Here is a 12,204-nt window from a genome sequence, read left to right as displayed (position 1 = left end):
TACAGTAAGGAGCTGGTATAAATGGTTAAAAAGGCGTCTATTAAACTGTCATCATTGCTTTTAGGACTTCTAGTAATCTTTGCAGTTGTAACTCCAGCATCTGCGAATGTTTTTATTACAAATTTCGGAGGGACTACAACACCAAGTACTACTTCTGTACCTTCCAACTACCATCACTTTTACTCAATGAAGGATGGTGTAAGTGTAAAATTTAAGGTTGATGAGTTCATTCAAACTGCAGGTAAACAGGGCGTAGTAGTAAAATTACAAAGAGATAATGGGTTGTGGTGGTCAACTATGGTAAGTAAAACAGTTACCTCTACTTCTCAGGTAACCTTAAACAGCAGTGCAGGAAGTGGTGACTGGAGAATTGTAGTAACAGAAGTTTCGGTGCCGACAGGGTATGATAAGCCACCTCTATACAGAGCGAAATCAACAAGATACTCAGGTACAGTGGAGGGCTATTAAGCACTCCGAATATACTTAGAGAGACAGCAATGTGTTTTGCTGTCTCTTATTATGTATTGAAAATAATAGATTCAAACAAAACCATCAATGATTTTGTTTTGAGAGTTGAGAAAGCTTTCTTTCTGTAGCATCAAGAAAATTTTTGTTTTCGGAAATATGAAATGTTTCTTTGGCGCGGGAATAATGATCCAAGGCTTGGATGTGGTTATTTAAAGCCTGATGGTTCTGTCCTGCTTCATAATGCAGTTCTCCTAATAAGTAAAGGAGCTCTTCGTTCAAGCAGAGTTTAATCCCTTTATCACAATATATTATGGATTCTTTGAACAAGTTTGATTTGAAAAGGGATTTAGCGATTCCATAATAAAGACGGATGACTACTCTTTTATCCGGTATTTCCGGCATGTTTTTTAAATAATTCAGGGCGTTCTTATAAATTTTCACAGAATGAGCGAAATCGGAAATTTCATTATAGATAATGGCTTGACTGTTTAGAATCTCAATGTCCTGGATGGAAATAGGAAGACTGTTACTCTTACTTTTTCCAACCATAAAAGCTGATTCTAAAAGGTCTAAAGATTTATTAACATCCTTTCTTATATAGTATTCTACTACTCCCATATGCCAGAGCATAAATTGATGGTTAATCGGGATCTTAAACGCTATGTGTCCTTCCTCAGCTTTTATAATATGCTCAACTTCTTCATAATTACGTTCCCTGATTGCTTTCCTGATTTGAAATATTATTTCTTTTACATAATCAAACCTTGGGAAATAAGCTTGATTAAAAAAGTAGTTAACATCAACACCTAACTTATGAGCGATTTCATATAAGGTCGTGCACAAAGGAATTACTTCACCGCTCTCAATTTTACTTATTTGAGCTTGGGTACCGATTCCCTCAGCCAACTGGCTTTGAGTTATCTGAGCTTGGTTTCGAAGGTATTTAATTTGTTTTCCGATTATATCTGCCCTGTTCACAAACTACCCCTCCAATGTTATAACTATGATTATATTTTACCAATAAAGTTACAAAATTTGACGTTTTATCGTTAATATTCGATATTATTCCCCATAAAACTGAAAATCCGAAAAATTTACAAATGATATATGATGGTGTTAGAAATTATCAAGGAGTGATATTCTATGAAAAAGGTTGTTAGCATGATTCTTGCAGTGGGACTATTGGCTGCTGTAACTATTAATGGGCAAGTAACAATTAAATCTCACGATATTGAGCCACTTCACGATCTTCCAAACCAGCATTGATTATTTCAGTATTGAATGTGATAAACATATTGGTTGGAAAATTATCATATTAATAAAAATTCAACTCAATTTGACCAATGGGAAAAGCCAATACAAAAGGTAGAAATACCTTTTGTATTGGCTTTTTTGTGGTTAATGATATCTATGAAAATCTTAATATAAATCTGTATTGGAGAGAGGAGAATGGGGAGAACCAAGGTTGAATTTGATGACTGCATAATGTATGAAGGGAAAGGAATAATCATTTTTTTCTTCATATAGCCTCCAATCTCCTATAGCTTATAGCAAAGGGATTGGTAAAAAAAAGCAAAGGACGCCACCTTTGCTTCGCGACAGTAACAGTGAGATTGATTACTTTTTCACCTCTTTGGGTACATCCACAAGAAACCCATTAAGGAAGGATCGAACATTGTTCTTTTGTAAATTCAAAGTCTCAGGGAAAAGAAGAAGGTCTTCATTTGCATCATCCTGCCCTTTTAAATTGGCCACTTCATTATTGATATTCTCCATTTTCAAATCCAGCTCAGCAGCGGATATGGCTGCGTCCTTTAGGTCTTTTTTAATTCTTTCGGGTATTTCCTTGTCGTATTTATAGTAGATTTTATGTTCCAGACTTGCCCAGAAATCCATGGCGATGGTGCGGATCTGCAATTCGACAAAAACCATTTCGACGCGGTCGGACATGAAGACCGGGATTTTTATGATAAGATGCAGACTTTGATAACCGTTTGGTTTGGGATTCTTGATATAATCCTTTCGTTCGACCAGCTCGATATCCTTTTGGTTTTCAATCATTTGGCTTATTTTATAAACATCCGTGATGAAGGGACAGATGATCCGGATCCCGGCAATGTCTTTAATATTTTCCCTGATCGATTCAATCGACAAATCAAGGTTCTTCCTGTGCAGTTTTTTCATGATGCTCTCGGGTGATTTAATCCTTGAATTGCAATGTTCGATTGGATTGTAGTCATGGATGTGGATGAATTCTTCTTTTAGAATATTGATCTTTGTATTCATTTCATCCAGCGCGAATTTATAAATCAAAGAAAACCGTTTTAGCTCGTTCCTCATTTTTTTAGGATTGATGGTATACTGCTGAGTCAATTCTTCCATATGCACACTGCTCCTTGAAGTTGAAATTCAGTTTCCTGCTATCCTTCCAGAGGGTGTAAGTGTTCCATTTTCCATTGCAGCCACTGGAATTTACGAACCTTCCTCGGAAGGAATTGCCGGATTTCCTCCTCGTTATACCCAACTTGAAGCTTCTTGTTATCCACGATCAGTGGGCTTTTTAACAACCGCGGATGTTGATGGACGATTTCCAGTAACTCAATTAATGAAAGTTTGTCAAAGTCGATATTCAAGGTCCTGTAGGGAAGGGACCTCTTAGAGATGATGTCATCGGTGCCATCGGTTGTCATGCGCAACAGTTCCTGAAGTTCATGAACGGTCAGAGGCTCCTCCATCATATTCCTTTCGACATAAGGGACTTCGTTGTTAATCATCCATTTTCTTGCTTTCTTAGTGGACCTGCATCCTAATCCATAGATCGTAACAGTCATGATCCTGCACCTCCGATTATAGGTTTCGCTTGTAAATTCCGTGTTTTAGCAAATTCATGCTAAGTTTGAAGGATTGTATTGCCTCTTCATCCGATAAGCCCTTCACTGTTTTTTCGATCAGGTTGTTAAAGGCCAGTGCAGAGACGATTTTGAATATATGTAGCAACTCTTTTTCTGCAGTGACATCCAGGTAACTTCTATTAATCAATTCCCCGACCTTCTTGAATTCCTCTTTTTCGAGGTAGGTATCCCAGATACTTGTAAAGGAGCTTTCCACTCTGTGTGTGGTGTAGAGCAAGGCGTTTTTTAAAAGTTGCTTTTCTTCCTCATCCGATAAAGCAAGCAGGAAGTAATTTTGCAGTTCAATCAGGGCCTCAATTAAATCCCCTTGATGTTTTTCCAATAATGCACTGAAATAGATTTTGGCCATTTTCAATTTATCTTCTAATAAGAAGAAATATAAATCGTCCTTGTCCTGGAAATATTGATAAAAGCTGCCCCTCGAGATTCCGGCTGATTTCACAATATTCGCGATCGAAGCTTCGAAAAAGGGAACCCTCGTGAACTCGGTTTCTGCTGCTTCAAGAAGCGTTTGCCTTTTTTGCTCTGGCAAATTGAAAAACGTTTGTTTAGGGATGGTAATCACCTCAATTTAGTGATGTGACACAGTGTCATATTATAACTAAAATAATATATGACACTGTGTCATATGTCAATGTGACAACATGTCATATTTCCTGAAAAAGAGGGATGGAGTCGGGAAATCTAATTTAGGAGGACTCGGACTCGTACAAAAGGGCGAATCCTTTGTTCCAAGAGCAGACCTGCACCATTGAATGAAAAAAGAATACGATATTGGGCGAATGACTTTTGGAGGTGCGGAATGGAAAGCTATTCTACCCAAAGTATCATTGTTCTTGGTACGGCAATTCTGGTGATCGGTGCATTTTTGGTGTTTATCGGGGAGTATATAAAACTCGGGGAGATCGCGGCTAGTGCTTAGGGCGATTCCTGTTTGACATTGAGGGACAAGTGGAGGATTAAAGTGCGGAATCTTTTAAGAGGGAAGCATGGGGACGTACCCTGTGCTTCCTTTTTTGTGCCACTGTACCTGCTCTCTTTTTCATAAAAATTTTGACAATATCAATCTATGTGCATATACTTAAATCAAATCAAAAAGTTGCATTAGGGAAAAATATTGAGGTGGAGGAAATAAATATGGTTAAGGCTAATAAACTGACGTTGTTTGATGGTCTTAAAGGCGATTTGATAAAGATTTCTGCTCTTAGGCTGGAAGGGGTCATGCGCAGGAGATTGCTTGATTTAGGCTTTGTGCCTGGAGCAATCGTCGAGGTTCTCAGGAAAAGTCCGTTAGGCGATCCGATTGCTTTTCGTGTCTCCAGTACCTCGATCGCATTAAGGAAAGAGGAAAGCATTTGCATTGAAGGGGAGCTGATCAGCCGTGGATAACAAGTACAGGATTGCTTTGGCGGGAAACCCGAACACGGGGAAAAGCACTTTGTTCAACACGCTGACGGGATTGAAGCAGCATACAGGCAACTGGGCAGGGAAGACGGTCGAAATGAAGGAAGGGACGTTTTCGCATAAAGGGAAGTCCTACTCGATGATTGACCTACCGGGAACATATTCCCTCTTCTCGAACTCACTTGATGAAGAAACAGCACGGAACTATATTGTTTTTGAAAAACCGGACCTCACCATCGTGGTATTGGACGGAACCGCTTTAGAGCGGAATATGAATTTGGCTCTTCAGGTCCTGGAAGTGACGGAAAAAGTGATTGTGTGTATCAACCTGATCGATGAGGCTGAGAAAATGGGGATCAGGATCAATGAAAAATTGATGATGAGACGGCTGGGCGTTCCTGTCATCAAGATTTCCGCCCGGAATAAAACCGGCCTCCCGATGCTTTTGGACACAATTGAACGAGTCATCAGCGGGGTGATTCCGTGTTCCCCGATCAAAATCACCTATGATGAGGAAACAGAACGTAAAATAGACTCACTTTTGCCGATGGTTCAAAAGGTGTTTGGAGAGAGGGTGCCAGCCAGGTGGCTTTCGCTACGGCTGCTGGACGGTGATCAAACCTTACTGGAAGAATTGAAGTACAGGAATGGAATCAAGGAGGCCTTAAGCTGATGGAATATACAGCACGCGAAAAACAGCAGATGTTAAGTGACCTTTTTAGCGAAGCAGAAAAACATTCTTCTCCACAAACAAGAGATAAAATTGTCGAGGCGCTTTATGAGAAGAGCAGAGAAACCATCAATGCCAGTGTAATCTATTCAAAAACAAGGCATGACCAGCGTACGGAAAGGCTGGATGCTGTATTGACATCGCCGATTTGGGGATTCCCGATCATGCTGCTGATGTTAGGTACGGTGTTTTATTTAACGATTGCCGGGGCGAATATTCCTTCAGCGATGCTTGCTGACTTTTTCGGCTGGGTGGAAGGGTACATCACAATGGGCTTCAACTTCCTAAATGCTCCAGATTGGCTTCATGGGGTTCTGGTGCTCGGCTTTTACCGGGGAACCACCTGGGTTGTCAGCGTGATGCTGCCACCGATGGCGATCTTTTTCCCCACCTTTGCTCTGTTGGAGAACTACGGTTATTTGCCAAGAGTGGCGTTCAATATGGACCGCTTGTTTAAAACCGTTGGAGCACATGGGAAACAATCGTTGACGATGGCGATGGGGTTTGGTTGTAATGCCGCGGCGATGATGTCCACGAGGATCATAGAGTCACCGCGTGAGAGAATGCTAGCCATCCTGACCAATAACTTTGTCCCATGTAACGGGCGATGGGGCACACTCATCCTTCTGGCATCCCTCTTTATGGCAGCCAATTTCACCGGAGGAATCAAAACGCTTGTATCCACATCGGTCATTGTTGGGATCGTCTTATTTGGTATAGTAGTCACTTTCTCTGTATCTTGGATTCTATCAAAAACGCTCCTGAAAGGTGTTCCTACTCACTATACGCTAGAGTTACCGCCCTATCGAAAGCCGAAAATCTTCGATACCGTCATCCGGTCTTCACTTAATAATTCCCTCGCCGTGCTTAATCGAGCTGTAAAAGTTGCAGCACCAGCAGGGATTCTGACCTGGGTATTGGCGAACATCGATGTAAATGGCAGCAGCGTTTTATTGCATATTGTGCATTTCCTCAATCCATTAGGACAAACGCTTGGGCTGGATGGCTATATCCTGATGGCGTTCATCATCGGATTGCCGGCGAATGAAATCGTGCTGCCCGTTTTGTTGATGGGCTATCTGTCAACAGGTGAGCTGGTGGATGCGGGCGGAATCGAAAACATTAAACAAATATTCCTGGAGCATAATTGGACCTGGCTTACCGCATTGAACATGATGCTCTTCTCTTTATTGCACTATCCATGCGGAACCACACTGATTAATATCTACAAAGAAACGAAAAGCAAGAAATGGACCTTCATGGCTTTCATCATCCCAACCGTGATTGCGCTTGGAGTAACCTTCGTTATTGCTCAGGCGGCCCGTTATTTTGGGTGGGTGTAGAAAAGGGGAGCTCAATTAATCAAGAAGAACTGGTTGCTAATAACGCACTGTGTCTTTTCTCCTAAATTTGTTGAAGAGGAATTCTTTATAAAGAACAAAAGATACTTTATAATGAGATTAGTTCTTGAATATTTTAGGGGGGATGAAAATGGCGAAAATGATAGTTATATATGATCAACCGAAGGACCAGGAAGGATTTGAAAAGCACTATTTTGACGTTCATATTCCGCTCGTCCAGAAAGTCCCGAATTTAAAAGGGGCTGAGGTTCATCGTGTGCTGCAAGCCATGAATACGGACGAAAAATTATACTTGATCGCTGAATTGCAGTTCGAAAATCCAGAAGTCCTGACCCAGGCGCTGGCAACTCCTGAATTCCAGGAAGTGCAGGCAGACGTGAAAAACCTTGTCACTTATCTGAATAAGCCACCGGTAGTAGCAATTGTCGACTAGCTATGGGCAGCAAAGGGACACCGAATGGGTGTCCCTTTGTGCATTATTAGGAAGGTAAGCTTTTTATTTCTTCGCTATCAGCGGCCTGTCCAGTTCAGCTCGCCATCGCCATAGGAATAAATCGCCGCACCCCTGCTGAAGGGGTATCTCTCCTCAATCTCTTCTTTTAAAAGAAAATCCACGTTCAAGCCTTGCTGCTTTAAAAATTCGTATTCTTTTTTCAGCGTTTCGACATCCTCACTGCAGCTTGCAGAATAAAGCGAATCTCTCCGCGAAAATTCACTAGGGATGGCAGCGGCCATTGAAGTTGCTTCTATTTCATTGATCGCTTCCCGCAGCAGCTGCAAATGCCTTGATATATACTCTTTGCCAAAGGAATTGATCAGGTTCGTGAACATTTTTTCCCCAGAATACTGAATGAGCGCCGTATTCGAACTCGTGCTGCCGCTCCCAATCCTCCCTTTCTCAATCACAGCCACTTTCAAGCCAGAGTCCGCAAGATAATAGGCACATTGCGAAGCCGAACTGCCCTGAATGCCATTTAAAAGAAAGGAAATAATATCTATAGTCTTTTTTTAGTTAGGGGGAAACACATGGATATTATGTCTGGTAACGTATTATTGGCCGGGAACATTCCCTTCTCCTCCGTCCTATCCTCGGTTAGAGGAGGATGTGAAATGTGATGTTCTGATTGTTGGCGGAGGTTCCTGCAATTGATGAACGACCGGATTCCTGATCACTATTATCAATTGATGGAATTAGAGATTCTTAATATTGAAAAATTCATTGAGCAAATTTTACAGCTGGGCAGGAAAGGGAATTCACAGCTTAATCCAGTCATAATAGTGGATTTGCTCGAAGAAGCGGTCTATAAAAATCGTGAGACAGAATCCAGGCTCAGCCTAGATGCAACAGGGCTGACGCGAGAGACGAGCTGCTAGGCAACGAACAGCAGCTGATCGATATCTTGGATAATCTAATAGAAAACGCCATGGATTCCATCGAAAACCTTCCTTTTGCAAAAGTAGCGATCGAAGCAGCCACCGAAAACGACTGTGTCAATATAACAATCAAGGATAACGGAAAAGGAATCAGCCCAGACAGACTGAAAACACTCGGTGAACCCCATTATGCCAATCATGAAAAAGGGATCGGGCTTGGCTGGATGATTTGCAAGAAATTAATCGAAACCCACAAAGGACAGCTGACCATTCAAAGCAAGATCAATGAAGGGACAACGGTGACCATCAGCCTGCCGATTTTAAAGAGCTAATGGTAGAAGCATAAGACGACGCGTCTTATGCTTCTTTTTTATGGAAGGGAAGAGACGCAGGATGTCGATTCCTGTCACTTGAACTCGCTCCATTATATAGAACAATTGGTACAAAAAACCAATTGTATATTCCTATTTAATGGATATGTTATCCTAAATAGGACTATACCTTTCAAGGGAGTGAGAAGCCATGAGTGAACAAATGAAAATTGATCATCTCCAGAGTATATCTGATAAAATTCTTTCAGAAAAACAAAGGCTCATTAAACATAAAACTGAGCTTAATTCCCATCAGACTTCCGTTAAGATTGACTCGCAGCTGCAAGAGTGGCGTGAGGACATCATTAACATATATGCACTTTCTGTTGCAAGTGATTTAGAGACTTCTTTTAAAGTATTAAAAGAATGGGGACGGGAAGCCGTGGATACTTTAGTCAACTACAACCTCCCTCTGGAAATCGCTCTTGATGAAGTCAGGGACTATCGGAATCTTATAGGCCTTATCATCAAGGACGAAGCTGTAGAGCTTAATTTGCCGATCGCCGAATTTTACGATTTAATATCAAACTTTGATGCCGTCGTTGACCGCGCCGTACACTGGTTAAGCATCTCTTACACACGAGTGTTTTTCACGCGGATAAATATAGCTGAAGCTTCAGCGTTGGAACTGTCCATTCCCGTCATCAAAATTTCCAATCAGATTGGCATACTCCCGATCATTGGAGATATCGATACCCAGAGAGCCCAAGAATTAATGAACAAAGCCCTAATAAAAGGCAGTGAATTATCATTGCGGCATTTAATCATCGACCTCTCCGGTGTGCCGATCATAGATACCATGGTAGCGGACAGGATTTTTAAAGTAGTAAAGGCGCTGTCACTCGTAGGGATCAATACAATTCTCTCCGGCATACGCCCAGAAATCGCACAAACAATGGTCAATTTAGGCGTGAACGTTTCAGCCATCCCAGTAACCTCCAGCGTGCATCTTGCTATGGAAAAATTGTTGAACGTGAAGATCGCTTAAGTGATGTTTCAGTGAAAAATGATAGATGGTGACATGACGTGAATATTATTTCCGAGCTAAGGCTCTCCTTGATCGTAAAATGACCAGGAGAGCCTTTATTTTTTAGAGGATGGGCTTCATAAGGGTATCTTTCGGGGATAATGATACCCTTTGGGAAGGGTTTGAGGTCACATAAGGGTACCTTTCGGCAATAAAGATACCCTTTGGGTGGTGAATGGTGCTACACAAGGGTATCTTTCGGTGATAAAGAAGCCCTTTGGGTGGTGATCGGTGCTTCATAAGGGCACCTTTCCCCGAAAAAGATACCCTTTGGAGCGGTTATCGGTCCACATAAGGGCATCTTTCAGCCATGAGGGCGCTTCTGGCATCTCATTCTTCCGCATGTCCTGAAAGTTTTGTAAAATTGTAAGGGAGAAGACAGAGATTAACCGTAAAGTGGTGAGGATGATTCAGCAGTTACTTTTGCTTCAACGTGTCGTTGATTATATAGAGGATCATATTAAAGAGGAACTTAGTGCTGAACAGCTGGCAAAAATGGTTGGGTATTCTCCTTTTCATTTTTCGCGGGTTTTTCAGAAGCAGACGGGTTATACCTTGATGGATTATGTGGTGAAAAGGAAGCTCCAGTTTGCGCTGTATGAACTGGTGAATGGGAAAAAGGTCATCGAGATTGCCATGGATTATGGGTTTGAAACACATTCTGGCTTTACGAGGGAGTTCAAAAAGTGTTTTGGAAGTCCGCCGAGTCTTTATAAGGAGCATGGCCCGACATCGCTGCCGCAAAAACTGGATCTGATGAGCCTTCACGAAAAGAACACGGGGGGCATTGTCTTACAGCCTCAAATTCTCCGCCGGAATGCTTTTAATGTCGCCGGAAAAATCTTCAGTATCGAGAATTTCCCTGCTGACCGAAACGTGCCGGCCTTTTGGGAGCAGGAAGGATTGACAGATGGTTCGATTGAAACGTACTTATATAAAGAGTTGTCGCCAAAAAAGCATGGGGAGTATTGCATCAATTTGAGCCGCAGCCTTGATGATGACGTGTGCCGATACATATTTGCTGTAGACCATGATGATGAGACAGACTTACCCGAAGGATTGACCGCCATCCCAATCCCAGAGGCTGTCTATGCGATTTTCCGGACGCCTTTGGTGGAAGTTGACCATTTCGCTGCGGCGATCAAAGGGACGTGGAGATACATACTGGAAGATTGGTTTCCGCACTCATCCTATGAAGTGGATGAAAACGGCTTTGACTTTGAATATTATGATGAGCATTGTCATTACTGGGATTTTAAAAAGGTATATATGGAGATTCATATTCCAATCAAAGAAAAATCTCGAGAATGAAATCATCCTCGAGATTTTTTTATGGCCAATTGATAGAAATAGATCACTGGCGTTAAAATTAGGGCACTGGCAATCATGGCGACTTTAATCGAAAAATTGGCGGCAATCAATCCGACCGCCGGCCCTCCGCTAATTTGGCCGATTGCATCAACCTGGCCTTTTACCGAAAAGAAAGCAGCACGTGTCGATGAATCTGGAATCATACTATTCAGCCATGTATCCTCAAGTGGTGCCATGACAGACCTTGTCCCTTGTATGATCAGGTAAAAGCACAGCAAACTGACGATACCAGTCGAAAGGGCAAAGCCGGTCAGCGACGTGATAATCAGAACACATCCGATCAGTAAGGAAACATAGATGGTGTTCAGGTGATGATGGATAGAACTGCGGCTGATAAAATGAAGGCAAACAAATGAAAGGAGCATCACGACAAAATTGATGCTGCCGATCAGGATGACTAAATTTCCTTCCGTCAAGTAGGCGAGATGGGTTTCTTCAAGAAAATGAGAAATCCATAGCCGGTCAAATCCTTCGCTATATAACCCGAAAAACAAGGCAATCAGGAAAAGAATCCGCATCAGATAACTGGCCTTTGTGTAACGGACCATCTGGCTCATATTGCTTTTCAGCGTCGTCCAAGTGGATGTATTTTCAGGTTGGACAGGTCTGAAGTTCTCTTCCTTCATAAAAAGGAGCAAGAAAACAGCCAAACCAACCATGGATAATCCGCCAATGATGATCGGCAGGTTGACCATAAAATAGTAACCAATCAGCATACTCAAAGGAATCGCGATTACTTCGCCGAGCTTGCCAGCCTTAGCTCCATTCACAAACGCCTGGGAAGCGCGATCTTCTCCGATCTCATCGGCAATCCACGCTTGATGCGCACCACTTGTAAATGTGTAGCCAATTCCCCAGAGAACTTGAGACACTAAAACGGCTGCGAAATACGGAAACGAACCCTCAATCAGGAACCCAGCCCCAATCAAAAAGTACCCAATAATCACAGAAAGCCTGCGACTCTTCAAATCCGCGACAAACCCAGTCGGAATCTCAAACAGGAACACAACCGCCTCGAGAACACTCCCCACCAGGACCAGCTGCAAGGGATCAAGCCCAACGACCTTCACATGATACAGCAAGTTAACCGTAAAGATAAATGTAAAAAAGAACTGAGACCAAAACCTTGTATAGATATAGACACGATATGAGTCCATTTTTTTGATAAAAGTCAATATCATCTCCC

Annotated in this window: 16 protein-coding genes; 10 read left to right on the top strand and 6 right to left on the bottom strand. The window is 42.1% G+C overall.

Translation table 11 applies throughout. The annotated features are described in order from the left end of the window. The first annotated feature begins 21 nt into the window (after positions 1–21). Positions 22–468, top strand: a complete 447-nt coding sequence (locus ACNAZ4_RS09630; RefSeq protein ID WP_415814087.1) for a hypothetical protein — start codon at positions 22–24, stop codon at positions 466–468. Positions 469–552: 84 nt separating this feature from the next. Here the strand turns inward: ACNAZ4_RS09630 and ACNAZ4_RS09625 are convergent, their stop codons facing one another. Continuing rightward, on the bottom strand, positions 553–1,446 hold the full coding sequence (locus ACNAZ4_RS09625) for a helix-turn-helix domain-containing protein (RefSeq protein ID WP_415814085.1): 894 nt from the start codon (positions 1,444–1,446) through the stop codon (positions 553–555). A 165-nt stretch (positions 1,447–1,611) separates the two neighbouring features. On the opposite strand from ACNAZ4_RS09625, the gene ACNAZ4_RS09620 reads away from it, so the two are divergent. Further along, a complete protein-coding gene (locus ACNAZ4_RS09620) occupies positions 1,612–1,734 on the top strand; it encodes a hypothetical protein (protein WP_415814083.1) in 123 nt (40 codons plus the stop codon). Positions 1,735–2,085: 351 nt separating this feature from the next. Here the strand turns inward: ACNAZ4_RS09620 and ACNAZ4_RS09615 are convergent, their stop codons facing one another. Genes ACNAZ4_RS09615 through ACNAZ4_RS09605 form a run of 3 tightly spaced genes read right to left on the bottom strand, consistent with a single transcriptional unit; the run spans position 2,086 to position 3,912 of the window. After that, complete coding sequence (locus ACNAZ4_RS09615; RefSeq protein WP_415814082.1) at positions 2,086–2,850, bottom strand: GTP pyrophosphokinase; 765 nt, start codon at positions 2,848–2,850, stop codon at positions 2,086–2,088. Between the two features lie 38 nt (positions 2,851–2,888). Beyond that, a complete protein-coding gene (spx, locus tag ACNAZ4_RS09610; RefSeq protein ID WP_415814081.1) occupies positions 2,889–3,299 on the bottom strand; it encodes a transcriptional regulator Spx in 411 nt (136 codons plus the stop codon). A gap of 16 nt (positions 3,300–3,315) precedes the next feature. Continuing rightward, positions 3,316–3,912, bottom strand: coding sequence for a TetR/AcrR family transcriptional regulator (locus ACNAZ4_RS09605; protein WP_415814080.1), 597 nt, complete (start codon positions 3,910–3,912; stop codon positions 3,316–3,318). A gap of 605 nt (positions 3,913–4,517) precedes the next feature. Here ACNAZ4_RS09605 and ACNAZ4_RS09600 point away from each other — a divergent pair. From ACNAZ4_RS09600 to ACNAZ4_RS09585, 4 genes are all read left to right on the top strand, one after another. Beyond that, entirely contained in the window at positions 4,518–4,769 is a 252-nt protein-coding gene (locus ACNAZ4_RS09600) for a FeoA family protein (RefSeq protein WP_415814079.1), read from the top strand. Then, positions 4,762–5,457: a FeoB small GTPase domain-containing protein gene (locus ACNAZ4_RS09595; RefSeq protein ID WP_415814078.1), complete on the top strand. Its 696-nt coding sequence runs from the start codon at positions 4,762–4,764 to the stop codon at positions 5,455–5,457. Before ACNAZ4_RS09600 ends, ACNAZ4_RS09595 begins: the two co-directional genes overlap by 8 nt. A gap of 29 nt (positions 5,458–5,486) precedes the next feature. After that, positions 5,487–6,857, top strand: a complete 1,371-nt coding sequence (locus ACNAZ4_RS09590) for a nucleoside recognition domain-containing protein (RefSeq protein ID WP_415814200.1) — start codon at positions 5,487–5,489, stop codon at positions 6,855–6,857. Between the two features lie 148 nt (positions 6,858–7,005). Continuing rightward, entirely contained in the window at positions 7,006–7,308 is a 303-nt protein-coding gene (locus tag ACNAZ4_RS09585) for an EthD family reductase (protein ID WP_415814076.1), read from the top strand. Positions 7,309–7,385: 77 nt separating this feature from the next. On the opposite strand, the gene ACNAZ4_RS09580 is transcribed toward ACNAZ4_RS09585, so the two are convergent. Further along, positions 7,386–7,844, bottom strand: coding sequence for an NAD(P)/FAD-dependent oxidoreductase (locus ACNAZ4_RS09580; protein ID WP_415814198.1), 459 nt, complete (start codon positions 7,842–7,844; stop codon positions 7,386–7,388). Between the two features lie 177 nt (positions 7,845–8,021). On the opposite strand from ACNAZ4_RS09580, the gene ACNAZ4_RS09575 reads away from it, so the two are divergent. The 4 genes from ACNAZ4_RS09575 to ACNAZ4_RS09560 all read left to right on the top strand — a co-directional run bounded on the left by ACNAZ4_RS09575 (position 8,022) and on the right by ACNAZ4_RS09560 (position 10,958). Further along, a complete protein-coding gene (locus ACNAZ4_RS09575; protein ID WP_415814075.1) occupies positions 8,022–8,249 on the top strand; it encodes a hypothetical protein in 228 nt (75 codons plus the stop codon). Beyond that, positions 8,198–8,581, top strand: a complete 384-nt coding sequence (locus ACNAZ4_RS09570; RefSeq protein WP_415814197.1) for an ATP-binding protein — start codon at positions 8,198–8,200, stop codon at positions 8,579–8,581. The genes ACNAZ4_RS09575 and ACNAZ4_RS09570 overlap by 52 nt, the downstream gene beginning before the upstream one ends. Before the next feature lie 190 nt (positions 8,582–8,771). Further along, complete coding sequence (locus ACNAZ4_RS09565; protein WP_415814074.1) at positions 8,772–9,608, top strand: STAS domain-containing protein; 837 nt, start codon at positions 8,772–8,774, stop codon at positions 9,606–9,608. Positions 9,609–10,052: 444 nt separating this feature from the next. Continuing rightward, positions 10,053–10,958 carry an AraC family transcriptional regulator gene (locus tag ACNAZ4_RS09560; protein ID WP_415814073.1) on the top strand — a complete coding sequence of 302 codons (906 nt, stop codon included), beginning with the start codon at positions 10,053–10,055 and terminating at the stop codon, positions 10,956–10,958. Between the two features lie 2 nt (positions 10,959–10,960). Here the strand turns inward: ACNAZ4_RS09560 and ACNAZ4_RS09555 are convergent, their stop codons facing one another. Beyond that, on the bottom strand, positions 10,961–12,193 hold the full coding sequence (locus ACNAZ4_RS09555; RefSeq protein ID WP_415814072.1) for an MFS transporter: 1,233 nt from the start codon (positions 12,191–12,193) through the stop codon (positions 10,961–10,963). Positions 12,194–12,204 lie beyond the last annotated feature (11 nt).

Origin of the sequence: Mesobacillus thioparans (genome assembly GCF_965138835.1) — a bacterium.
Taxonomy (GTDB): domain Bacteria; phylum Bacillota; class Bacilli; order Bacillales; family Cytobacillaceae; genus Mesobacillus; species Mesobacillus thioparans.
This window is presented reverse-complemented; position numbering and strand designations above follow the sequence as displayed.